This is a genomic window from Bradyrhizobium sp. HKCCYLS20291 (assembly GCF_051167715.1).
Classification (GTDB): domain Bacteria; phylum Pseudomonadota; class Alphaproteobacteria; order Rhizobiales; family Xanthobacteraceae; genus Bradyrhizobium.
Genome location: NZ_JBNPTO010000001.1, coordinates 134,794 through 158,297 on the forward strand (window position 1 = coordinate 134,794; position 23,504 = coordinate 158,297).

Genomic DNA, 23,504 nt, shown 5'->3' on the forward strand with positions numbered 1-23,504 from the left:
CTCAGCCGGCCCAGGCGATCGCCAACGGCATGGTGATCGCCGCCAGCACGGTCTGCAGCGAGATGATCTGCGCCAGCAGCGGCGCATCGCCGCCCATCTGTTTCGCCAGCACATAGGCGCTCGGTGACGTCGGCACCGCGGCGCAGATCGCGACCACCACGAGGCTCGGGCCGGTGACGCCGAACCATCCGGCGAGCCCGATCGCGAGGATCGGCATCAGCACCAGCTTGAGCACGACGCCGAGCGCGGCAGCCGTCCCGGCGCGCCGCAGTACTTCGAAATGCAGCCCCGCTCCGGTCACCAGCAGGCCGATCGGCAGCGAGGCCTGGCCGAGCGCGTCGGCGGCGTCGTGCCAGAGCTTTGGCAGCGGCACATGCGCGAGGTTGAGGGCAAGCCCGACGGCGCAGGCCCAGATCAGCGGATTGCGGATGATCGTCGCGGCGATCTCGCCCAGCGAGCGCCGGTTCGGCGAGGCGTAATGGGCGAGCACCGCCACGCTGAAGACGTTGACCATCGGGATGATCGCGATCATGCCGACCGAGGCCACCGCCAGCCCGGTCGGGCCGAACAGGCTGCCGGAGACGCTGAGCGCGACGTAGGTCTGCCAGCGCGTCGCGCCCTGGAAGATCGAGGTGAAGGCTGGTCCATCGACGCCGGAGCGCGCGAGCAGCGGCCGCAGCGCGAGGCAGAGCGCGGACATCGCCAGCATCGCCAGGAACAGCGCGCCGCCGATGCCGGCCACCGGCACCTTGCTCAGATCGGCCTTGACCAGGCTCTGCAGCAGCAGCGCGGGAAACAGCACGTAGTAGGTCAGCCGCTCCAGCCCGTGCCATTGCGCGTCGAGCCGGATCAGGCTGCGCCGCAGGCCGAAGCCGATCACGATCAGCAGGAACACCGGCGCCAGCGCTGCGATGACCGGTGTCATGACCTACTGCCCCGACCGGCGCAGCGTCGCCAGCCGGTCGAGCGCGCCCTGCAGGATGAAGATCGCGGCATGGGTGTCGATCACCTCGGCGCGCCTGGCGCGGCTGACATCCATACCGATCAGCTCGCGTTCCACGGCGGCCGTCGACAGCCGTTCGTCCCACAGACCGATCGGCAGGTCGGTGAGGCCGGCGAAATTGCGTGCAAATGCCCGGGTCGATTGCGCCCGCGGCCCCTCGCTGCCGTCCATGTTGATGGGCAGGCCGAGCACGAAACCGACCACCTTGCGCTCCGCCGAGATCGCGAGCAGCCGCGCCGCATCGGCCTTGAACGCCTTGCGCTGGATGGTCTCGACTCCGGTCGCGAGCCGGCGATCGGGATCGGAGACGGCGACGCCGATCGTCTTGGTGCCCAGGTCGAGGCCGACGAGCGCGCCGCGCTCGGGCCAGCGGCCGGCGGCTTCGATGAGGGGGAGGATGGGAGCGGGCATGGCGCGCCGCTTAGCACGCGCCACGCCCGCGAGGCAAAGCCGGATCGTAACCTCTACCGGATCGCGATCGGGTTGATGTTGCCCTGGACGCCGCCGCGCCAGCGCGGCTGTCCCAGCACGAACAGGAACTCGTAGCCCTTGTCCTTGGCCAACTCGGCCGTGTCCATGTTCTCCAGGATGTAGGTGCCGTTCATGGCGAGCAGGATCTGGTGCACCTCGAACAGGTTTTTCGATTCGAACGGGATCGCTTCCACCGCCCAATTGTCGGCGCCGACGGCGACCACGCCCTTCGAGGTCAGGTACTTGGCGCCCTCGACGCCGAGGCCAGGCTCGCCGGCGCCGTAGCGCTTGTCGTCCTTGCCGATCAGGCCGAGCCAGCCGGTATGGAAGATCACGATGTCGCCCTGGCAGATCTCGACGCCCTGTTTCTTGGCGGCCTCCTCGATCTCCTTGACGTTGAACGCGGTGCCTTCCTTGACGACGTCGGTGCCGTAATAGGCGGCCATGTCGAGCAGCACGCCGCGCGCCACCAGCGGCGGCACCTTCTCGATGCCCAGCTTCTTCAGGCCGGTCGGATCGGCGAAGTCGAGCAGCTTGTTGCCGTTGTAATAGACGTGCTCGATGCCGAGATGGCCGAGACCGTCGAGCTGGCTGCCGACGCCGACCCAGCCCTCGACGATGTCGTCATTATAGGTCGCCTTGTTCGGTCCGAGCCCTGGAATGCCCGCCTGTCCCGGCTGTACCACGGTGATCTTGAACGAGCGCGGCGGGTAGGCGGGGGTCTTGCCGTCGATGATCATGCCGAGCGGGTAGGTCTTGCCGGTCTTCACCAGCGAGGCCGCTTTGACCACGAGCTCCGGCGTCATGTAGTTGGCGGCGCCGATCTCGTCGTTCGGCCCCCACTTCGATTTCGTCCAGTCCTGGGCATTCGCCGTCCCGATCGCACCCATCATGGCAATCGAACAGCACAACACGAACGCGTTGCGCATCGCATTTCCTCCGACTTGTTGATGTTTGTTGTATTTCGCGCTGGCCAGCGCTGCATCCTAACGTAGTACGGCGCCAACGGACAAAGTGTTTTTAGGATGCGTGCGCTGCACAGCGCCCGAACGTCGCATCGGTCGAAATGGCCGTGTTTTACTGCAGAATCTTGTCATTTTGTGCCGTGGAATGCGGCTTGCGACGGCAACGCCGATGCACAATCTCTGGGCGAATAGTGCTACGCCGCGATGTCGCGATCCCGGCGGCCGAGGCCTTCCATGAAGGCCGACAGCGCGCTGCTGCGATGCGCCGCGCGGCGATGGATGAAGAGCGTCTCGACCTGGGCATGGGACGGATCGAGCGCGTGCAACGCGACGCTGCCGCTCATCGCATGCCGCGTTACCACCGCGCGCGGCAGCAGCGCGACGCCCATGCCGGCGGCGACGCAGCCGATCATGCCATCGAGGGTGCCGAGCTCGATCCGCGATGCGGCGGGCCAGCCGAAATCGTTGAACACCTGCTCGAGCCGCTGGCGATAGGTGCAGCCGGCCCTGAACACCAGCGCGGTCGGCCCGGAGCCGGGTGTCGCGGCGCGCAGCGCGGTCAGACTCTCGAACCGCCGTGCCGTGACCAGCACCAGCTCCTCTTCGAACGCGACGATTCCGGTGAGGTCGGGATGATCGATCGGACCGGCGACGAAGGCGCCATCGAGCGTGCCGTCGAGCACGCCGGCAACGAGATCGGCGGTTGGCGCGGTGCGCAGGCTCAAGGCCACGGCCGGAAAGCGCCGGTGGAAGTCGGCGAGCCGCGTCGGCAGGCGGACGGCGGCGGTCGTCTCCATCGAGCCGATCATCAGCGGTCCCTGCGGCTCGCCGTCGTCACGCGCGGCCAGCACGGCTTCACGCGACAGCGCCGCGATGCGATCGGCGTAAGGCAACAGGCGCTGTCCGGCGCCGGTCAGGGTCATGCCGCGGCTATGGCGTTCGAACAAGGCGGTGCCGATCTCGGCTTCCAGCGCCTTGATCCTTTGCGTGACGTTGGACTGGACCGTGTTGAGCACCTCCGCGGCGCGCGTGATGCCGCCGGCGCGCGCCACCGCGGCAAAGGTCTGGAGGTCGCTCAGTTCCATGGCCGCTCTCCGTTTTGAATCTGCGATGGCAGAGTTCTCAACTATTCATTTTCAGAGAATGCTAGCCGCGCCTAGTCTCCGCGTCCAGAACGCAGGAGAGTCTTCATGCCGCTGACAACAGCGCTGACCGAGAGGCTCGGCATCGATCATCCGATCCTGCTGGCACCGATGGATGTCGTTGCCGATGCGCTGCTGGTGCGCGCGGTCAGCGAAGCCGGCGGCTTCGGCATTCTCGGCGGCGGCTATGGCAATCGCGCGTGGCTCATGCAGGAGACAGCGAAGCTCGATGGCCTGCGTGCGCCGTTCGGCATCGGCTTCATCACGTGGTCGCTGGCGAAGAAGCCCGATCTGCTCGACATCGCGCTGGCGGCCAAGCCAGCAGCTGTGATGCTGTCGTTCGGCGATCCCCGGCGCTTTGCGCCCGCGATCAAGCAGGCGGGCGCGCTTCTGATCTGCCAGGTGCAGGATGAGGCCATGGCGGAGCAGGCGCTCGCGGCCGGGGCCGACGTCCTGATTGCACAAGGCACCGAAGCGGGCGGCCACGGCGCCTCGCGGACCACGCTCGACATCGTGCCGGCGATCGTCGATCTCGCGGCTGGCCGTGTGCCGGTGGTGGCCGCCGGTGGGCTCGCGGACGGCCGCGGGCTCGCCGCGATGCTGATGCTGGGTGCCGACGGTGTGCTGCTCGGCACGCGCTTCTATGCCAGCCAGGAAGCTGCCGGCGCCGACGAGGCCAAGCGGCGCATCTGTGGCGCAAAGGCCGGCGAGACGGTACGCGGCATCATCTTCGACCTGTCGCGCAACAACGTCTGGCCGGCGCCGTTTACCGGACGCTGCCTGATCAACGATCATGCGCGGCGCTGGATGGGGCGCGAGGTCGAACTGCTGCAGCAGGTCGAGCGCGTCTCGGCCGACTATGTGAAGGCGCGGGCCGAAGGCAATTTCGATGTCGCAGCCGTCATCGCCGGTGAGGCGGTCGGGCTGATCCATGATATCCCGCCGGCTGCCGAGATCGTCGTGCGGATCGTCGGCGAGGCCGAGCAGATCCTGCAAGGGCGGCGCAACTCATCCGTGCCGCTCAGGAACTGAGATAAAATAAAGAGTGAGGTGAACCATGTGGCCCGACCGCCGCTTCCTGGATCTCGTCAAGACCGAGCACCCGATCGTGCTCGCGCCGATGGCCGGCGTGATGGACGCCGATCTCGTCATCGCAGTCGCGCAAGGCGGCGGGCTCGGTTCGCTGCCGTGCGCGATGCTCTCGGCGGACAAGGCCCGCGAGCAGGTCAACATCATCCGCCAGCGCGTCTCGGCGCCGATCAACGTGAACTTTTTCTGCCACACGCCTGTCGAGGCGGATGCTGCCCGGGAGGCGGGCTGGAAGCAGCGTCTCGACGCCTATTATCAAGAGTACGGTGTGGATCCGGCAGCTCCGGTCACGGCGGCCAACCGTGCGCCGTTCGATGCGGCGATGTGCGCCGTCGTCGAGGAACTGAAGCCGGAAATCGTCAGCTTCCATTTCGGCCTGCCTGAGCCGTCGCTGCTCGCGCGCGTGAAGGCGACCGGTGCCGTCGTGATGGCGTCCGCGACCGTCGTCCGCGAGGCGGTGTGGCTGGAGCGGAACGGGGCCGACATCATCATCGCGCAGGGCGCGGAGGCCGGCGGCCATCGCGGCATGTTCCTGACCGACAAGCTCGCCGAGCAGGTCGGCACCTTTGCGCTGGTGCCGCAGATCGTGGATGCGGTGAAAGTGCCGGTGATCGCGGCCGGCGGCATCGCCGATGCGCGCGGCATCGCGGCGGCGTTCGCGCTCGGTGCCTCCGGCGTACAGATCGGCAGTGCCTATCTGCGCTGTCCCGAATCCAAGGTTAGCGTGCCCGCGCGCGCCGCACTGGCCGCCGCCGATGACGAATCGACGGTCATCACCAACGTGATGACCGGCCGGCTGGCGCGCGGCGTCGCCAACCGGGTGATGCGCGAAGTCGGGCCGATCTCGCCGGACGCGCCGGCATTTCCGCATGCCGCGACCGCACTCGGACCGCTCAAGGCGGCCGCGGAGAAGCAGGGCAAGGTCGATTTCACCAATCTCTGGGCCGGGCAGGCGCTGCCACTCGGGGGTGAGAGACCGGCGGCCGAGCTGACGCGGACGCTGGCCGAACAGGCGCTGGCGCGGCTTGCGAAGCTGGCGGGCTGACGCCAAAGGCGGCGTTGCGGGCAGGGCGGTGCCCTGGGAAAGCCTGAAGGCTGCCGGTTGCGGCGCGAAAGCGGGCTCTGCTATAGGGCGGGTTCACTGTGTCCCGTGAGGCCCTATATAATGTCGGTCGATGCCGCCACCGTCCGCAAGATCGCGCAATTGGCGCGGATCGCTGTCACTGACGCCGAGGTCCCGCATCTGCAGGGCGAGCTCAATGCGATGCTGGCCTTCGTCGAGCAGCTCTCGGAGGTCAATGTCGAGGGCGTCGAGCCGATGACCTCGGTGACGCCGATGGCGATGAAGAAGCGCCAGGACATCGTCACCGACGGCGACATCGCCGACGACATCGTCAAGAACGCGCCGATGACCGAGAACAACTTCTTCCTTGTGCCGAAGGTGGTGGAATAGCCCGGGGCAGTTTGGCGTGCGTTCGTCGCGCGTCCGCTCCTTCAAACCGACAAGCGAGCCAACGCCATGTGCCTGCTCTGCGACGATGAAGCGGCCTACAAGGCCTATATGGATTATCTCGACGCGATGGAGCGGCAGGGCAAGGCCGCCGATCCCGACAAGGCCGTGAACGAGATCCTCGACCAGCTCGAGGCGTCCAATGCTAATAAGACTCCCCCCAAGAAGAACAAGTTCTTCGCCGACGACGCCGACGCCGACAAGACGCTCTCCCCGTTCTTCTGCAGCCCGATCAACAAATGACCGATTTGACTTCGCTGACGCTCGCCGATGCCCGCAAGGGCCTCGCGGACAAGACCTTCACGTCGCTCGAGCTGACCGACGCCCATCTCAAGGCGATCGAGGAGGCACGGGCGCTCAATGCCTTCGTGCTGGAGACGCCGGACCAGGCGCGCGCGATGGCGCGCGACGCCGACGCCAAGCTCAATAAGGGCGAGGGCGGGCCGCTGGCCGGCATTCCGCTCGGGATCAAGGATCTGTTCGCCACCAAGGACGTCCGCACCACGGCGTGCTCGAAGATCCTCGGCAACTTCGTGCCGACTTATGAATCGACGGTGACCTCGCAGCTGTGGCGCGACGGCGCGGTCATGCTCGGCAAGCTCAACAATGACGAGTTCGCGATGGGCTCGTCCAACGAGACCTCCTGCTTCGGCCCGGTCGGCAACCCCTGGCGCCGCGAGGGCTCCAACACCACGCTGGTGCCGGGCGGCTCGTCCGGCGGCTCGGCCTCTGCCGTGGCGGCGCTGTTGTGCATGGGCGCGACCGCGACCGACACCGGCGGCTCGATCCGCCAGCCCGCGGCGTTCACCGCCACCGTCGGCATCAAGCCGACCTATGGCCGCTGCTCGCGCTGGGGCATCGTCGCCTTCGCTTCGTCGCTCGACCAGGCCGGTCCGATCGCGCGCACGACCCGCGACGCCGCGATCCTCTTGCGCTCGATGGCCGGCCACGACGAGAAGGACACGACCTCGGTCGACATCCCCGTTCCGGACTACGAGGCCGCGATCGGCAAGTCCGTGAAGGGCATGAAGATCGGTATTCCCAAGGAGTATCGCCTCGACGGCATGCCGGCCGAGATCGAGAAGCTGTGGAGCGAGGGTCGTAAGTGGCTTGAAGCCGCTGGCGCTGAAACCGTCGAGGTGTCGCTGCCGCACACCAAATACGCGCTGCCGGCGTATTACATCGTCGCGCCAGCGGAAGCGTCATCGAACCTCGCCCGCTACGACGGCGTCCGCTACGGCCTGCGCGTGCCCGGCAAGTCGATCGGTGAGCTGTACGAGAACACCCGCGCCGAGGGTTTTGGGGCCGAGGTCCGCCGCCGCGTCATGATCGGCACCTACGTGCTGTCGGCCGGCTATTACGACGCCTATTACATCCGGGCGCAGAGGGTCCGTACCCTCATCAAGAAGGATTTCGAGGACTGCTTCGCCAAGGGTGTGAACGCGATCCTGACGCCGGCGACGCCATCGGCCGCCTTCGGCATCGGCGAGAAGGGCGGCGCCGATCCGGTCGAGATGTATCTCAACGACATCTTCACGGTGACGGTGAACATGGCCGGTCTTCCCGGCATCGCGGTGCCGGCCGGCAAGGATGCGCAGGGCCTGCCGCTCGGGCTGCAGCTGATCGGCCGTCCGTTCGACGAGGAGGCGCTGTTCTCGCTCGGCGAGGTGATTGAGCAGGCGGCGGGACGCTTCACGCCGGTCCGGTGGTGGTAACCCTCGCCGAATTCAACACGAGCCTCGCGGGCGACGCGCCCGCGGCTGGGCTCACGCCTGTGCTGACCGGCCTGTGGTGGCTGGCGAAGGGCGACTGGGACCGGGCGCACAGGATCATCCAGGACGAGACCGGCCGCGACGCGGCCTGGGCGCACGCGCATCTGCATCGCGTCGAAGGCGACCTCGGCAATGCCGGCTACTGGTATCGCCAGGCCGGGCAGCCGGTGGCGGCGGATGCGCTGGATATCGAATTCGAGCGGATCGTCTCCGCGCTGATGGGGAGTTGAGGGCCATGACGGCAACCAGCGGCAAGCTGATGAAGGGTGCCACCGGCGACTGGGAGGTCGTGATCGGCATGGAGATCCATGCCCAGGTCACCTCGAAGTCCAAACTGTTCTCGGGCGCTTCCACCGCCTTCGGCGGCGATCCCAACAGCCACGTATCGCTGGTCGACGCGGCGATGCCTGGCATGCTGCCGGTCATCAACGAGGAGTGCGTCCGCCAAGCCGTGCGCACCGGGCTCGGCCTCAACGCCAAGATCAACCTGCGCTCGGTGTTCGACCGCAAGAACTATTTCTACCCCGACCTGCCGCAGGGCTACCAGATCAGCCAGTACAAGGACCCGATCGTCGGCGAGGGGGAGCTAGAGATCGACTCGGACGACAACACCACAGTCAAGATCGGCATTGAACGCATTCACCTTGAGCAAGATGCAGGCAAATTGATACACGATCGAGACCCGAACCTGTCCTATGTGGACCTCAATCGGTCAGGCGTTGCGCTAATGGAGATCGTCTCCAAGCCGGATATCCGTTCACCCATAGATGCGATGAACTTTATAACAAAGTTACGCTCTATTATGCGCTATCTCGGCACCTGCGATGGCGACATGGAGAAGGGCTCCTTGCGCGCCGATGTGAACGTTTCCGTCCGCAGGCCGGGCGAGCCGCTCGGCACCCGCTGCGAGATAAAGAACATGAACTCGATCAATTTCATCGGTTTTGCGATCGACTATGAGGCAAACCGCCAGATCGGAATCCTGGAGGGTGGCGGCGAAATCGAGCAGGAGACCCGGCTCTACGATCCAGAGGCTGGCGAAACGCGCTCGATGCGCTCCAAGGAAGACGCACACGACTATCGGTATTTTCCGGATCCAGACCTGTTGCCACTGGTCTTGACTCAGGTCGAAGTCGATAGACTCAAGGCAGAACTGCCCGAATTCGCGCACCAGAAACGAGCTCGGTTCATGACTGATTTTGGGCTTCCGCTTTACGACGCGGAGCTGCTGTCGAGAGAACGGGCTCTCGCGGACTATTTTGAAACGGTTGCGACCGGGCGTGACGGCAAGCTTGCCGCCAATTGGGTACTCAACGAGCTTTCTGCCCGCCTTAACAAGGAAGGGCGCGACATCTCGTCCTCTCCGGTGGCGGCCGAACAGCTCGCTGGCATCATCGCGCTGATCGGCGAGGGGACGATCTCCGGCAAGATCGCCAAGGACCTGTTCGAGATCGTCTGGAGCGAGGGCGGTGATCCGCGCGCGCTGGTCGAGAGCCGCGGCATGAAGCAGGTGACCGATCTCGGCGCGATCGAGAAGGTGGTCGACGAGATCATCGCGGCCAATCCGGACAAGGTCGCGCAGGCCATCGCCAAGCCGCAGCTCGCCGGCTGGTTCGTCGGTCAGGTGATGAAGGCGTCTGGCGGCAAGGCCAACCCGCAGGCGGTCAACGATCTGCTGAAGAGCAAGCTCGGCATCTGAACGGCGATCGTTCGTCTTCGTTCCGGCGGCGCGCACATGGTGCGCGCCGTTTTCGTTTGCCGCTCGCGTTCCGCGAATCGCCGCACGCGATTCGCAGAAAAGCCACCTTTGGCGAGCGCTCGAACGCACACGAGGGCGTGTACGATGAAAATTTTTTCGTTGCCAAAATTTACGACTCAGAGTCCGCGCGCCCCTCTTGTCGCATGAGTCTGCGCGCTGCTCCGCGCATCGCGCGAGTCTCGCCGCCTTATGCAGTCGTTCGGGAATGGCTTGTAGCGCAGGCTTTTCTTGCGATGGCTATTAGTAGCAGGTGTTGGCTTGCTGACATCGACGATCGCGAATTCGTCGTCGAGCGCCGCTCTGCTTCGCGCCTTGCGCCAGCCGTGCGCGCGCGTGGCTGTCAACACTTCCTTAAGCCGGAAGCTGTTTTTTTTCACTCGTTGGTGTATCGATGTGGAGTGCATCTCGATTCCCGAGTGCACGCATCGACTAAGCCATCTCACATCGGAGGGCAACATGGCCAAGAAAGCGAAGAAGGCGAAGAAGGCAGTGAAGAAGGTCGCGAAGACCGCTGCGAAGAAGACCGCCAAGAAGACCAAGAAGGTCGCCAAGAAGAAGTAACTCTCGCAGTCCCTGCGAGATGAGTCCGGCAGCTGATGCCGGCACGTCGTTGGAACGAAGGTCGGCAGCGCTCCTCCGGAGCCGGCAGATCTCCTGAAGCTCCAACAGACGATAGAGGGTGTCGGCGAGACATCAGGTCAACGGTCGGATCGAACTTGAGGGCGGCTTCGCTCACAATCCGGTCCGGCAGAAGAAACAGGATTTCTTCGTTCGGTGCAGATCGCCATTCGGTCTGCAATCTCACCATCGGCTAACAGCCCCAGCGGCTAACAGCCAGTGTGAGATCTGGTCCTGACGTGTTCGCCGACGCCCTCGATCCTGGCCGCGCCCGATGGCCGCGCGCCTGACATGTTCCTCCCATTCGACAATCAGAGAGCCAGGCGGCGGATCAGCTCGCCGCGCGATGATCGCTGCGGCAGCGAAGCCCCCGAGCTTCGGCGCGAGCATGCCCGATTGCAGGCTGGTGCTGGCGGCTGCGCTCCTCCTGCGGTCCCGGCGCGTACGTGCCGGCGGTTGCAACGGCGGCGCCATCGCGTTTTGCGGATGGTTAGAGGTTTGCCAAACAGAACGGTAAACCGGTTCTCACCGCTTCAGAAAAATCAATCCCGATCAAGCGCTTGCGCCTCGGCCTGAAAGATCGGCCGGTTTGCGTTCAGGCTTCTTTCAGCACGATGCTTAAACTGCCCTTCAAACTTGATCGGCCATCCTTCGCGCATAAGCCGTCAAACGGCATGGGGACTAACCAGGCGTTGAACAGTTGGACGGGGGCAGAGCTCGGGATGCGAGCCGCCTCCTTGAATGAAGGAGAGCGACGATGTTTCAGGGACAACTCGATTTCGTTGATGTGACCACCGCGGAGCAGGGCGCCAATGGCGACGTGCTGTTCGATCTCGGCATGCTCTATGCGAGCGGCCGCGATGGCGTGGTCGATCTGATCGCCGCGCACAAATGGTTCAATCTCGCCGCCCTCAGGGGACGCGCGGACGCCGTCGCGATGCGCCGTGAGATCGCCGAGCAGATGTCGGAATCCGAGATCGCCGCGGCGCAGCGCGAGGCGCGGGCCTGGATGACGGCGCACTGATCATCTGGTCCAGCTCAGCCCTCGTCGAGAATGGCGGCAAGATCGGCCAAGCCGTGACGCCGCGTCGAGATCCGTTCGCGGGGTGATCGGCTGAGATCGGCTGAAATCCTTGGGGCGTCGAGAGCAAGCCTCGTCGTCCGCCGCCAAATCTCCTATCTGTCCGCACAAGTGATTCACGGTGGCGGGATCGATGGACATGAGGCAGGCACGGCAGCGACAGGCGGGACGGCAGGAACTGATCGACTGCCATGACTGCGGGAACGGCGTGTCGTTCAGCGCAGCCGCGTGCCCGCATTGCGGGTCGACCGAGCCGGCCGGGTCTCTGGTGCAGAGCCGGCGCGAGTTGCGGCGGTTGCGGGTCGAGGCCACCAACGACCAGCGTCTCGTCGTCATCACTGCGCTGTGTGCTGGTCTCGGCACGTTGTATGGCGCGGTGATGGGGGCAGGAGGGACGTCGTCCTGGTGGGCGGCGCTCGGCTACGGCTTCGTGGGCGCCGTGATCGGCGTGCCCGCCGCCTTCGTGATCAATATCAGCAGGAACCTGTTCGACTGAGGCTCGCTCCGGATGGGGCGCGCGGCCGTCGTCACCTCGAGACTCGGTCAACGCACGAGCCTGCGCCGAAGGCTGCGGTCCAGGCTATCCTGGGCGCATCTGCCGCTTGCGGTGCGGCGCCGAGTGGGGCATACGGAGCACAGCCGGAGACGTGGCCGAGTGGCTGAAGGCGGCGGTTTGCTAAACCGTTATAGGGTTGTAAAGCCCTATCGAGGGTTCGAATCCCTCCGTCTCCGCCAGATCTCGTCTCCGCCAGATCTCGGGCGCCTCGGACGGTTAGCCCCCCCAGACTTTTGAGATCGTCCGACCTTCAGCCTGTACGACATTTTGGCTGTCCTGCGAGCGGGCCGTCCCGACATTCATCAGTCGAACATTCAGGCTCTCCAACATGGAGAGCGGGCGGATCAGGCCGGCGGTCTCTCCATTGTTGTTGTCGACGCCCAGGACAAGCGATCCGCGATTCGAGTCGTCGCGCCGCATGGCCGCCTTACGCAAGGATGGTCTGACAGCTGGGCGACTCGTCTTGTGTGCGGGCCCATCTCTTTTTGATCGACGTTTGAATCTGCGGGCTGCTCTTCGGAGCGCGCCTGTCGTGTCCAGCGAGCAACACCACGGCACCCAAGGCCGGGCGTTGTCACCTCGTGGCGATTCTGTCGCGCGACGTGATTCCGGCTCATATCGGCCCACGGTGTGCCCCTTCCGCAATCTCAAGTGGACCCGCTCCCGGCTCAACGATGAACGCGGGATTGCGTTGCGCCGGGTTTCTGCCGTCATCAAGGCTGCTAAAAAAGCGATATCAGACAGTGGCTTGGCTCGATCGGCGGGCGAAATTTTGCGGTGCCGCATACCCACATCCACTGTTGCTGGCGGGCCACATCGTGTGTCCATTCGATGGCACCAATGCACAAACCGTTTTGCTTACCAAACGAGCGAAGGCATAGTTCCTGACGACGGTGGGGGGTTACTCGATCGTCCCGTTACAGAGGTTTCGCTAAAGTCCCTCGCGTGATGCGGGAGTGTCCGATGGCGCGAAGCGGCTGAAGCGGTTTTTCGGGATGGGAGAAGCGGATCGTCCTGGGGGATCTTGATCCGGAATTTCCCAAGAGAGCAACTTGGAGGTTTAACATGAAGACGGTTAAGAGCCTTATCCTCGGCTCAGCGGCGGCCCTGTTCGCCATGAGCGGAGCCCAGGCGGCCGACCTTCCGATCAAGGCCAAAGCGGTCGAGTATGTGAAGGTTTGCTCCCTGTACGGTGCGGGTTTCTACTACATCCCCGGCACTGACACCTGCATCAAGCTCGGCGGCTACGTTCGCGCCGACTATACTGGCGCAGGCGGCGACTATGGTTTCATGGGCAGCTCGGGCACCAGCAACGCTGGTTCGAACAATCGCCTGACCAACTACTGGACCACCCGCGCTCGTATGGACTTCAACGTCGATACGCGCACGGCGACCGAGTACGGCGTGGTTCGCACCTTTGCCGACATGGTCTTCACGGTGGATAGCGGCACGGCGGGTGCTGGCGCTGCAGCGGGCCTCGGTTTGTACCATGCGTTCATCCAGTTCGCTGGATTCACGTTCGGTCGCACGGTCTCGATCTTCGACATGCCGTGGCAGGGCTATCCGGCTGGCGGTCCCGACACCGTTCCGGGCGGCAGCAACCACGTGACCGGTATCAACCAGGTCGCCTACACGGCTGACTTCGGCCAGGGCGTCACTGCTTCGATCGCGCTGGAAGATCCGACCACTCCCGGTAACGGCCAGGCGAACGTCTTCAATACGTCGATCGTTCCGACCGCCGGTCAGTTCCAGAGCGGCATCTACGGCACCAACAGCTGGGGCGGTTCGCGTTCTCCTGACATCGTCGGCGCGGTCCGTGTCGACCAGGCTTGGGGTCTCTTCCAGTTCGGCGTTGCGGCGCACGACATCCACCCGACCTACTACGGCGCGTCGGAAATCACTGGTCATCCGAGCGACAAGTGGGGCTGGGCAGTTCAGGCTGGCCTGTCGATCAAGAACATCCCGACGGGTCCGGGTGACTCGATCAACATGCAGGCGGTGTACGCCGACGGTGACATCCACGCTGTTCTCGGCAATATCGCTTGGCCGCTGAACTTCGGCATGTACAGCGGTTCGACCACGGCCTACCAGAGCGTCGGTTTCGCCAGCTTGGTTGACGGCGTGTTCGGTGCCGCTGGTACCCAGATCGAGACCTCCAAGGCCTGGGGCTTCCGCGGTGGCTACACCCACAACTGGAGCCCGAACTGGGCGACCGGCCTCTACGGTGGCTATGCTCAGGTGCGTTATGGCGCCGCGGGTAGTGCTCTGATCTGCAACAACTTCGCGACCCTTGGCCCGTCCGCTGGTGCGGTCTGTAACCCTGACTTCAACGTCGGTGTTGTCGGCGCGAACGTTGTCTGGACCCCGGTCAAGGGCCTGGCGTTCACGGCTGACGTGCACTGGATGAACCTCGACCAGAAGTACTCCGGCACGATTTCGGGCGCGAACACGGCGGTTGCCGCGTTCGGCAAGCCGGCGAACGTGTACGAGCTGAAGGACCAGAACTCGCTGAACTTCCTGCTGCGCGCTCAGCGTAACTTCTGATCCTCGTCATCCGACGGTGATCGAACAGACCCCCGGCAGGCAACTGCCGGGGGTTTTTGTATGCGCCGGTAAGAACCGAGTCGCAGTGGCGGTCGCGTCTCCTGTCGCCTGACGAGCCTGTCCGACCCATGCCCAGGTCCGGCACGGCGGAAGACCCTGGCACGGCGAAAATTCGTCGTCCGACTGACCGATTCCAGTAGGGCGTGGACTTGTGGCAGGCACGCCCAAATTCGCGCTGGCCAAAGCTGGGTCAGGCCCGGGGCGCGCCATCTTCCTGAACAGGGACTATTCTTGCGAGCCGCTCGCAGTTTGTGGGCAGCGATCGCTGTTGCGCGCTCGTGGCTGCTGATTTTCGGGGTGCAGGTCGCGTCTGCCGAGTTCCATCGCGAAGAATCCGCGAAGCATTCGCGTCCATGCGGGGGCAACGCCGTGCCGAGCATAAGGCACAACGCGTGTTCTTCTTTCGCACCGCCACGAGAATGGTCCGAGAATACACCAAAAGTGCCCCGCGAGCGCTGCGACCCCAACCCTAATCGCTGTCACGGTGCCGCCAATAGGTGATCGGACCGGAGCTGGTGGGCGCCGGGATGTGGGCCGTGATCCAGATAACGTGACTAAGACAGCAGTTTGGAGGTTGGAATGAAGACGGTGAAGAGCCTTGTACTTGGCTCGGCGGCGGCGGTGCTCGCTGTCGGTGGAGCTCAGGCCGCCGACCTCCCGATCAAGGCGAAGGCGATCGAGTATGTGCGGGTCTGCTCGCTGTACGGCGCCGGCTTCTTCTACATTCCGGGAACCGACACGTGCATCAAGTTGGGCGGCTATATTCGAGCCGAAGCCGCGTTCAATACCAACAACGTCTTCCAGAACCAGACCAATGGTGCCGGCGGTGCCCGCAACCGCCTCAGCAACTACTTCACGACCCGCTCGCGCGCCGACTTGACCATCGATACCCGCACGGCGACGGAGTACGGCGTCGTCCGCACCTTCTTCGAAGGTGCGTTCCAATTTACCGGCGGTACCGTCACTGGGTCGAACCCGTCGACCTTCACCGGTGACGCGATCGGCGGCGGCACACTCGGCGTCTTCAACGCCTTCATCCAGTTCGCCGGTTTCACCATGGGTAGGGCCCTGTCGCAATTCGATGCACCCTGGGCGAACTATCCCGGCAACACTTTCGACGGCCTGCCCGGCGGCGGCGGTACCATTACTGGCGTCAACCAGTTCACCTATACGGCTGATTTCGGCTCCGGGATCACGGCGGCGATTTCGGCGCAGGATCCGACGCTGTACTCGCAGTCCAACATCTTCAACACGGGGGGACAGACTGCGGCCGGTGTGCTCACCGGCAACTACGGCACGGCATCGTTCGGCGGCAACGTGGCTCCCGACATCATCGGCATGGTGCGCGTCGACCAGGCCTGGGGTCTCGTCCAGGCGTCGGTCGCGGCCCACGACAACCACACCGGGTTCAACGGTGCCACGGAAGTGACGGGCCATCCGGCCGACAAGTGGGGCTACGCCGCCCAGCTGGCGTTGTCGGTCAAGAACATCCCGACTGGTGTCGGCGACACGATCAATGTGCAGGGCGTCTACACCAACGGCGCCAGCCGCTACAATTTCCAGAGCCTCTCGCCGATCAACTACGCGATGTACGGCGGCTCCAACATGGCCGGCGCCTACCAGAGCCTCGGCTTCGCCGGCGTCTCCGACTCCGTGTTCGCGACCGGAACCCAGCAGCAACTGACGACGACTTACGGTGTCCGCGGCGCGTTCACCCATAATTGGGATCCGTTCTGGAACACGGCCGTCTACGGCTCCTATGCCGCCGTGCGTTACAACGCCACGGCCAAGGCTCTGATCTGCAACGGCGCAGGCATCGTCGATCTGAAGATCGCAGCGGCCAACTGCAATCCGGACTTCAATATCTCGACACTCGGCGTGGTCACCCGCTGGACGCCGGTCAAGAACCTGACGTTCTCGGCCGATGTGGCATGGACCCGGCTGGATCAGAAGTTCACCGGCACCGCTGTCGCTCCGGCCGTCGCCGCCGTGGCGAAGCCCGCAGCCACCTACCAGCTGAAGGACCAGGATTCGGTCTCGATGCTGCTGCGCGCCCAGCGCAACTGGTGATCAGGGGGCGAGCGGCGAATCGGGAGTAGCGAATAGGGGCTGACGGACAATCGATCGTCAGCCTCGTTCCTCGCTACTCGACAACGGACCCACGGCGCAGATCGGCCTCGATCTGCAGCCGTGATCCGCCGCCGAAGCGGGCGCGATAGACCTGCAGATTCTCCATCACGCGCTGCACGTAGTTGCGGGTTTCCGCGAACGGGATCAGCTCGACCCAGTCGACCGCGTCCACCTTGGGATCGCGCGGGTCGCCGTAGCGATCGATCCATTTCTTCACGCTGCCGCGGCCGGCATTGTAGGCCGCGAACGTCATGATGTAGGAGCCACGGTAGTCCTCGAGCAGGCCGCCGAGTTCGGCTGCGCCAAGCTGGGCGTTGTAGACCGGGTCGGTCTTCATCCGGCTCAGGTCGAAGCTGACGCCGGCACGCTTGCAGACGTAGCGGCCGGCATCCGGCGTCACCTGCATCAACCCATAGGCTTGCGCCGGGGACACCACGGCCTGGTTGAAGGCGCTTTCCTGGCGCGCGATCGAGAAGATCACGCTCTGCTCGACCTCGGGCCCGATCGACCGGAACGCCGGAATGCCGTTGACCGGATAGGCGTAATGGTCGAACGGCAGCCCGCGGTTGAGGGCCGCCTTGCCGACCAGCAGCATCGCGCGGGCGTCACTGTGCCGCCCGGCGATCTCGGCAAGACCGACCAGCACATCCGGATCGCCATTGTCGCCCATGTCGGCGAACATCGGGATCGCGACCTCGCCTTCGTCGAGTTCGTACAGCAGCTGCGCGGCGCGTACGACTTCGAGCCGCTCGACACTACGGCCGCGGCCGGTCGGGGCTCCGTTCAGCCCGAGCTGCGGCAGGCCGAGCTTGGCCCGCGCCAGCTGCCCGTAATAGCTCGTCGACTGCTCGGCTGCCGACGTATAGGCCGCGCGCGCCTCCTGGGCGCGACCCATCGCTTCCGCGGCGCGGCCCTGCCAATAGCCGGCCCGCGCCAGTGTGGTCGGATTGACGCTGCCCACCCCGATGCGGGCGAAATGCTGCGCGGCGGTCTGGGGATCGTTGAGGAACCGCAGCGCGATCCAGCCGGCGGTGAATTCCTGCTCGGTCTTGTAGATGTCGCGATTCGGCAGCGCCGCGTCCCGCGCGATCAGATAGGCGCTGCGGTAGTCGCCGCTGTCGATCATCTTGCGCGACAGCAGACGGCGTTCGATCCACCATTCGTCGAGATTGTGCAGCCGGCCCGGATCCTTCGGCGCGCTCAGCATCAGCTGCGCCGCCTCGGCAAACTTCTCGTCGCGCCGAAGCAGCTGGATACGGCTGAACATGTAGCCGGCATCGCCATGCAGCTCGTGCGGAACGGCGTCGAGCAGCGGGCGGCTGTTGGAGGCCTTCCGATAGGCTGCGATCCTCGCCTTGGCCAAAGCCACATAGCCGGCACCGAGGCGCCTGGCCGCGCGCAGCGCCGCCTCGTGCTCGCTGCCATACAGCAGCGTGTCCATCCGCGCCTTGTGATCGCCTCCGGAGATCAGCGGGCCGAACTGGTCGAGAATATTGTTCTCGGTGTCCTCCGACATTGCATCGCCGCGCCAGGCGTCGCGCACCAGGCGTTCGGCATTGGCACGGTCGCCGCGATTGAGCATCACGCGGGCAAGCGCGAATCGGCCCTTGGCCGAGAGTGGCGACTCGTTCTCGAACCAGGACCACACCACCGCATCGTCGCGCTTGTCGTCCCATAGCGCGGCTTCGAGGCGGCGGCGCAGGAAGCTCTGCGATGGCCAGCTCGGATTCGCGGTGATGAACGCCCGATAGCGCTCGACGCTGGCATTGTTGTTGTCGCTGCGCAGGATCACCCATTCGGCGAGCTTGCGGGCAACCGGATCGGAGATGGCCTGCTCGACCTGGGTGGCGTCGTCCGGCTTGCGCTTGCGCACCAGCTCGATGACGTTACCGAGCGCCTCCTTGTCGGATTCCGAGGTCGAGGACGTCGCGGCGACAGCGGCGGGAATCACCGGCTTGCGGGAGGCGGGCAGGGCGGCGTGCTGGCGCGGGGGCAGGCTCGGCGCGGTCGCTCCGGGCGTGAGGTCCCTGGGAGCCGTCCGCGGCGGCTCACCGGAGCCCTTGGCGCCTTTCGTGTCGGCCTTGATCTCCGCGCGGGCGTCGGACTTGCTGCGAATCTCCGCAGCATCAGTCGGGCTCGCAGGACTCTTGGGCGTTGCGCCGCGGGCGATCGGCCGCGCCTTCGGCAGCGGCACCTTGTCCTTGGCCTGGGCGACGTCTCCGCCTGCGCATCCGAGCGTCAGGCCCACGGCCAGTGATACCGAGAGAGACAGCGACAGGGCGGTCGATCGCAATGCGGCAGCGCGGGCAAAAAAGGGCACGGCGTTCCTTTGCGGCGGATGACTTCGATCCCTGACGACCTTGGTCTATCGAAAAGGTGAACAAATCCTAAATGTACTGGGATCGGTTGCAACCTGCGCCAACACCGCGGCAAAATCACGACCGAAGGGCGGCGGTGCGATACTGCAACGCAAAACCGAGGTCTGGATGGCTCGGCGCCGGAAACGGCGTCGTTTCACGCGCCCCCGGACGGTGCACACCCGAAGCAGCTGATTCGCCGGGGGTGAGGTGCTTGTTGAGAAGGCAGCTCTGGCGAGGGCGGGCCTTCCGCCCTGTCTCTGGACCCGGTATGAAGTGCGCTTGGACAGGGCCGCACGCGTTTGGGAGGGAGTTCCATGGCAGCCAAGACGAATTTCCGAGGCTCTTTTACCGCCTTGGTCACTCCTTTCAAGAACGGGGCGGTCGACGAGGCGGCGTTTCGCAGCCTTGTGAACTGGCAGATCGACGAGGGCACCCACGGCCTCGTGCCGGTCGGCACGACCGGCGAAAGCCCGACGCTCAGCCATGACGAGCACAAGCGGGTCGTCGAGTGGTGCATCGCCGAGGCCAAGGGCCGGGTGCCCGTGATCGCCGGTGCCGGCTCCAACTCCACCAAGGAGGCCGTCGAACTCGCCGAGCATGCCGAGAAGGCCGGCGCCAATGCGGTGCTGGTGGTGACGCCTTACTACAACAAGCCGACGCAGGAAGGGCTCTACCAGCACTTCAAGGCGATCAACGACGCGATCGGGATTCCCATCATCATCTACAACATCCCGCCGCGCTCGGTGATCGACATGTCCGTCGACACCATGAAGCGCCTGTTCGAGCTCAAGAACATCGCAGGCGTCAAGGATGCCACCGCCAGCATGGTGCGCGTCTCGCAGCAGCGCGCGGCGATGGGCGAGGATTTCAACCAGCTGTCGGGCGAGGATGCGACCATCATCGGCTACATGGCCCATGGCGGCCACGGCTGCATTTCGGTGACCTCGAACGTCGCGCCGCGGCTGTGCTCGGAGTTTCAAACGGCGTGGCAGAAGGGCGACGTCGCTGCGGCGCTCAAGATCCACGACAAGCTGATGCCGCTGCACACCAACCTGTTCATCGAGTCCAACCCGGCGCCGGTGAAATACGCGCTGTCGCTGCTCGGCAAGATCGACGAGAAGCTGCGGCTGCCGATGGTGCCGGTGTCGGAGCCGACCCGGATTGCCGTGCGCGACGCCATGGTTCACGCCGGGCTGATCAACTGAACGGCCAACCGGCCGAGGTCTTTGCAAGTCTGAGGGGGAAACGGACATGTTGAAGGAATTTCGTGAATTCGCCATGAAGGGCAACGTCGTCGACCTCGCGGTCGGCGTCGTCATCGGCGCGGCCTTCGGGGCCATCGTCAACTCGCTGGTCGGCGACATCATCATGCCGATCATCGGCGCCGTCACCGGCGGCCTCGACTTCTCGAACTACTTCATCGCGCTGTCGAAGAAGGCGGCCGAGGCGACCAATCTGGCGGACGCAAAGAAGCTTGGCGCCGTCCTCGCCTATGGCAGCTTCCTGACGATCACGCTCAACTTCTTCATCGTTGCTTTCGTGCTGTTCATGGTGATCCGCGGCATGAACCAGCTGAAGCGCAAGCAGGAGGCGGCCCCCGCGGCTCCGCCGAAGCCCTCGGCCGAAGTCGAGCTCCTGACCGAAATCAGGGATCTCCTGAAGAAAGCCTGACGTGGCCGAGAAGAAAGAACGCGCCATCACCGTCGCCGCCGAGAACCGCAAGGCGCGGTTCAACTACGCGATCGAGGACACCATCGAGGCCGGCATCGCGTTGACCGGCACCGAGGTGAAATCGGTGCGCGGCGGCAAATCGACCATCGCGGAATCCTATGCGGATTCGCGCGATGGCGAGATCTGGCTGATCAACGCCAACATTCCCGAGTATCTGCAGGCCAACCGCTTCAACCACGAGCCGAAGCGGCCGCGTAAGCTGCTGCTGCATCGCAAGCAGATCCACAAGCTGATGGGCGCGGTCGAGCGCGAAGGCATGACGCTGATTCCGCTCAAACTCTATTTCAACGAGCGCGGCCGCGCCAAGCTGCTGCTCGCGGTGGCCAAGGGCAAGAAGCTGCACGACAAGCGCGAGAGCGAGAAGAAGCGCGATTGGGGCCGTGAGAAGGGCCGGCTGTTGCGGGCGCGTGGCTGACGGAGCCTCGAGGCGGTCTCGGACGCCGAGGTCGGGCGCTGAAGGCAAGAGCCAGGGAAGCAATCCGATGACTCAGAAGAATCTGTTGCACGTCGACTGGAGCACGATTCCGGCGCCGATCGATGATGGCGCCGCTGATCATCTGGTCGGGATGACCGTTCCCTCCATCGGCCTGCGCGCGACCGACGATACGCTGGTCGATTTGTCGGCTCTGCCGGGGCGCACCGTCGTGTTTGCCTATCCGCGGACCGGCGAGCCCGGCAAGGTGTCGCTGGTCGAGGACTGGGACATGATTCCAGGCGCGCGCGGCTGCACGCCGCAGACCTGCAGCTTCCGCGATCTGTTCGGCGAGCTGAAGGCGGCCGGTGCGGCCCATGTGTTCGGGCTGTCGACGCAGAGCAATGCCTACCAGACCGAAATGGCGTCGCGGCTGCATCTGCCGTTTCCGGTGCTGTCCGACGAGACGCTCGAGCTGACCCATGCGCTGCGGCTGCCGACCATGGAGATCGCCGGGCTGACCATGATCAAGCGGCTGGCGCTGATCGTGGACGATGCACGCATCACGCACGTGTTCTATCCGGTGTTTCCGCCGGACCGGAATGCAGGCGATGTGTTGGCGTGGTTGAAGGACAACCGCGTCGCGTGAGGCAACGTAGGGTGGGCAAAGCGGCGCCATCAGGCGGCGCGTGCCCACCGGCGGTGCCGGCGAGGGACCGCGGTGGGCACGGCGCGCGAACTAGCAACGCTAACGACAAAGATCCGGGCGCGCCTTTGCCCACCCTACGACTACACAATGAGAGCTAATCCAGCTCCGCCTTCACCCGCGCGAACACGGCGTGAAACATCTCGGTCGTGAGCACGCCGGTGTTCGTGTTGTAGCGTGAGCAGTGGTAGCTGTCGTACAGCTTGACCCCGCCGGCCTGATGTACGGCGCCATGCGCGAACGGTGCGGCGACGGCGCGAAGCCCTAGCAGCTTGAGCAGCGTGTCGTGCGAGATGCGGCCGAGCGCGACGATGCTGCGCAGGCGCGGCATTGCGGCGATCGTGGCGCCGAGAAACGTGCGGCACTGGTTGATCTCGGCCGGCAGCGGCTTGTTCTGCGGCGGCACGCAGCGCACGGCGTTGCTGATCCGGCAGTCCAGCAGCGTCAGCCCGTCGTCGGGACGCGCCTCGAATCGCCCCCGGGCGAAGCCGTATTGCAGCAGCGTCCCATACAGCAGTTCGCCGGCGTAATCGCCGGTGAACGGCCGTCCCGTGCGGTTGGCGCCCTGCAGCCCCGGAGCCAGCCCGACGATCAGCAGGCGGGCGTCGGCCGTGCCAAACGATGGCACCGGCGCATTGAACCAGGACGGCTCGCGCGCTCGCTGCGCCTCGCGGAATTCCACCAGGCGCGGGCACAACGGGCAGTCTCGATTCGGATCGGTCGACGATGACGAGTCGCTTGCGGGCACCGCGCCCTTGGCGGGCCTAGTCCTCGAAATCTTCATCGTTCGGAGTTGTGGTGGGGGTCCGTGCTGCGGGCGTCGTCGAGCGCTGCAGGAATTGCGGGGAATGGTGGCGCGGCTCGCGCGGGGCGGGACGTTCCGACGGGTCGCGACCGAGCTTCGACTGCAGCTCCACGAGATCGGTGAAGACGTCGGCCTGGCGGCGCAGCTCGTCGGCGATCATGGGCGGCTGGCTCGAGATCGTGGAGATCACGGTCACGCGAACGCCGCGGCGCTGCATCGCTTCGACCAGCGAGCGGAAGTCGCCGTCGCCCGAAAACAGCACCATCTGATCGATGTGCTCGGCGAGCTCCATGGCATCGACGGCGAGCTCGATATCCATGTTGCCTTTGACCTTGCGGCGGCCGCTGGCATCGATGAATTCCTTGGTCGCCTTGGTGACGACGGTGTAGCCGTTGTAGTCGAGCCAATCGATCAAGGGGCGAATCGACGAGTATTCCTGGTCCTCGATGATCGCCGTGTAATAGAACGCCCGGAGCAGCGTGCCGCGGCTCTGAAATTCCTTGAGCAAGCGCTTATAATCGATGTCGAAGCCGAGCGTCTTGGCCGTTGCATATAGGTTGGCGCCATCAATGAAGAGCGCAATCTTGTTGGTCGAAGATGACATTCAGTGTCTCGCGTTCAGTTAGCTTCTGTTTTTTGGCGCGACTCGAGTCGGTCGCGCTTTCCATCTCAAGATATACTGCGCAGGCGTCGAGCGGTCGGTCTGGTGTGAGGTTACCGCAAACGGAAGCGATCAGGGCAACAAAGGCGCAGTTGTGACGACGCAATGAAGCGTTTTCTTGTCCATGCC

The 23,504-nt window shown here is 64.9% G+C and carries 23 protein-coding genes and 1 tRNA gene; 16 read left to right on the top strand and 8 right to left on the bottom strand.

Annotation, left to right across the window (positions count from 1 at the left end; genetic code table 11):
* Position 1: 1 nt before the first annotated feature.
* The 4 genes from ACQR07_RS00565 to ACQR07_RS00580 form a co-directional block, all read right to left on the bottom strand.
* Positions 2-925, bottom strand: a complete 924-nt coding sequence (locus tag ACQR07_RS00565) for an AEC family transporter (RefSeq protein ID WP_434900452.1) — start codon at positions 923-925, stop codon at positions 2-4.
* Positions 926-928: 3 nt separating this feature from the next.
* Positions 929-1,414, bottom strand: coding sequence for a Holliday junction resolvase RuvX (gene ruvX / locus ACQR07_RS00570; protein ID WP_434900453.1), 486 nt, complete (start codon positions 1,412-1,414; stop codon positions 929-931).
* Positions 1,415-1,467: 53 nt separating this feature from the next.
* Positions 1,468-2,403: a cyclase family protein gene (locus ACQR07_RS00575; RefSeq protein ID WP_434900454.1), complete on the bottom strand. Its 936-nt coding sequence runs from the start codon at positions 2,401-2,403 to the stop codon at positions 1,468-1,470.
* Positions 2,404-2,633: 230 nt separating this feature from the next.
* Positions 2,634-3,524, bottom strand: a complete 891-nt coding sequence (locus ACQR07_RS00580; RefSeq protein ID WP_434900455.1) for a LysR substrate-binding domain-containing protein — start codon at positions 3,522-3,524, stop codon at positions 2,634-2,636.
* Positions 3,525-3,629: 105 nt separating this feature from the next.
* On the opposite strand from ACQR07_RS00580, the gene ACQR07_RS00585 reads away from it, so the two are divergent.
* The 7 genes from ACQR07_RS00585 to gatB all read left to right on the top strand — a co-directional run bounded on the left by ACQR07_RS00585 (position 3,630) and on the right by gatB (position 9,651).
* Complete coding sequence (locus tag ACQR07_RS00585; RefSeq protein WP_434900456.1) at positions 3,630-4,613, top strand: NAD(P)H-dependent flavin oxidoreductase; 984 nt, start codon at positions 3,630-3,632, stop codon at positions 4,611-4,613.
* Positions 4,614-4,638: 25 nt separating this feature from the next.
* Entirely contained in the window at positions 4,639-5,715 is a 1,077-nt protein-coding gene (locus ACQR07_RS00590) for an NAD(P)H-dependent flavin oxidoreductase (RefSeq protein ID WP_434900457.1), read from the top strand.
* Positions 5,716-5,835: 120 nt separating this feature from the next.
* Positions 5,836-6,123, top strand: coding sequence for an Asp-tRNA(Asn)/Glu-tRNA(Gln) amidotransferase subunit GatC (gene gatC / locus ACQR07_RS00595; RefSeq protein ID WP_434900458.1), 288 nt, complete (start codon positions 5,836-5,838; stop codon positions 6,121-6,123).
* A 66-nt stretch (positions 6,124-6,189) separates the two neighbouring features.
* A complete protein-coding gene (locus ACQR07_RS00600; protein WP_434900459.1) occupies positions 6,190-6,423 on the top strand; it encodes a hypothetical protein in 234 nt (77 codons plus the stop codon).
* Positions 6,420-7,895, top strand: coding sequence for an Asp-tRNA(Asn)/Glu-tRNA(Gln) amidotransferase subunit GatA (gene gatA, locus ACQR07_RS00605; protein ID WP_434900460.1), 1,476 nt, complete (start codon positions 6,420-6,422; stop codon positions 7,893-7,895). Before ACQR07_RS00600 ends, gatA begins: the two co-directional genes overlap by 4 nt.
* Positions 7,886-8,182 (top strand): hypothetical protein, encoded by a 297-nt coding sequence (locus ACQR07_RS00610; protein ID WP_434900461.1) that lies wholly within the window; start codon positions 7,886-7,888, stop codon positions 8,180-8,182. Before gatA ends, ACQR07_RS00610 begins: the two co-directional genes overlap by 10 nt.
* Positions 8,183-8,187: 5 nt before the next feature.
* Positions 8,188-9,651: an Asp-tRNA(Asn)/Glu-tRNA(Gln) amidotransferase subunit GatB gene (gatB, locus tag ACQR07_RS00615; protein ID WP_434900462.1), complete on the top strand. Its 1,464-nt coding sequence runs from the start codon at positions 8,188-8,190 to the stop codon at positions 9,649-9,651.
* Between the two features lie 176 nt (positions 9,652-9,827).
* On the opposite strand, the gene ACQR07_RS00620 is transcribed toward gatB, so the two are convergent.
* A complete protein-coding gene (locus ACQR07_RS00620) occupies positions 9,828-10,115 on the bottom strand; it encodes a hypothetical protein (RefSeq protein WP_434900463.1) in 288 nt (95 codons plus the stop codon).
* A gap of 971 nt (positions 10,116-11,086) precedes the next feature.
* On the opposite strand from ACQR07_RS00620, the gene ACQR07_RS00625 reads away from it, so the two are divergent.
* The 5 genes from ACQR07_RS00625 to ACQR07_RS00645 all read left to right on the top strand — a co-directional run bounded on the left by ACQR07_RS00625 (position 11,087) and on the right by ACQR07_RS00645 (position 16,640).
* Positions 11,087-11,353: a hypothetical protein gene (locus ACQR07_RS00625; RefSeq protein WP_434900464.1), complete on the top strand. Its 267-nt coding sequence runs from the start codon at positions 11,087-11,089 to the stop codon at positions 11,351-11,353.
* A gap of 196 nt (positions 11,354-11,549) precedes the next feature.
* Positions 11,550-11,906 carry a hypothetical protein gene (locus ACQR07_RS00630; protein WP_434900465.1) on the top strand — a complete coding sequence of 119 codons (357 nt, stop codon included), beginning with the start codon at positions 11,550-11,552 and terminating at the stop codon, positions 11,904-11,906.
* 145 nt (positions 11,907-12,051) lie between these two features.
* Positions 12,052-12,145: transfer RNA gene (locus tag ACQR07_RS00635), tRNA-Ser, on the top strand.
* Between the two features lie 886 nt (positions 12,146-13,031).
* On the top strand, positions 13,032-14,510 hold the full coding sequence (locus ACQR07_RS00640; RefSeq protein ID WP_434900466.1) for a porin: 1,479 nt from the start codon (positions 13,032-13,034) through the stop codon (positions 14,508-14,510).
* A gap of 639 nt (positions 14,511-15,149) precedes the next feature.
* A complete protein-coding gene (locus ACQR07_RS00645) occupies positions 15,150-16,640 on the top strand; it encodes a porin (protein ID WP_434900467.1) in 1,491 nt (496 codons plus the stop codon).
* 73 nt (positions 16,641-16,713) lie between these two features.
* Here ACQR07_RS00645 and ACQR07_RS00650 read toward each other — a convergent pair whose 3' ends face one another.
* Positions 16,714-19,020 carry a transglycosylase SLT domain-containing protein gene (locus ACQR07_RS00650; protein WP_434900468.1) on the bottom strand — a complete coding sequence of 769 codons (2,307 nt, stop codon included), beginning with the start codon at positions 19,018-19,020 and terminating at the stop codon, positions 16,714-16,716.
* Positions 19,021-19,374: 354 nt separating this feature from the next.
* Between ACQR07_RS00650 and dapA the strand changes: the two genes are divergently transcribed.
* The 4 genes from dapA to ACQR07_RS00670 all read left to right on the top strand — a co-directional run bounded on the left by dapA (position 19,375) and on the right by ACQR07_RS00670 (position 21,852).
* A complete protein-coding gene (gene dapA / locus ACQR07_RS00655; RefSeq protein ID WP_434900469.1) occupies positions 19,375-20,265 on the top strand; it encodes a 4-hydroxy-tetrahydrodipicolinate synthase in 891 nt (296 codons plus the stop codon).
* A 46-nt stretch (positions 20,266-20,311) separates the two neighbouring features.
* Positions 20,312-20,731, top strand: a complete 420-nt coding sequence (gene mscL, locus ACQR07_RS00660; protein ID WP_434900470.1) for a large conductance mechanosensitive channel protein MscL — start codon at positions 20,312-20,314, stop codon at positions 20,729-20,731.
* A gap of 1 nt (position 20,732) precedes the next feature.
* A complete protein-coding gene (smpB, locus tag ACQR07_RS00665; RefSeq protein ID WP_434900471.1) occupies positions 20,733-21,206 on the top strand; it encodes an SsrA-binding protein SmpB in 474 nt (157 codons plus the stop codon).
* 67 nt (positions 21,207-21,273) lie between these two features.
* Positions 21,274-21,852 carry a peroxiredoxin gene (locus ACQR07_RS00670; RefSeq protein ID WP_434900472.1) on the top strand — a complete coding sequence of 193 codons (579 nt, stop codon included), beginning with the start codon at positions 21,274-21,276 and terminating at the stop codon, positions 21,850-21,852.
* Between the two features lie 154 nt (positions 21,853-22,006).
* On the opposite strand, the gene ACQR07_RS00675 is transcribed toward ACQR07_RS00670, so the two are convergent.
* Positions 22,007-22,693 (bottom strand): uracil-DNA glycosylase, encoded by a 687-nt coding sequence (locus tag ACQR07_RS00675; protein ID WP_434900473.1) that lies wholly within the window; start codon positions 22,691-22,693, stop codon positions 22,007-22,009.
* Positions 22,674-23,318 (bottom strand): NYN domain-containing protein, encoded by a 645-nt coding sequence (locus tag ACQR07_RS00680; protein ID WP_434900474.1) that lies wholly within the window; start codon positions 23,316-23,318, stop codon positions 22,674-22,676. Before ACQR07_RS00680 ends, ACQR07_RS00675 begins: the two co-directional genes overlap by 20 nt.
* Between the last annotated feature and the right edge of the window lie 186 nt (positions 23,319-23,504).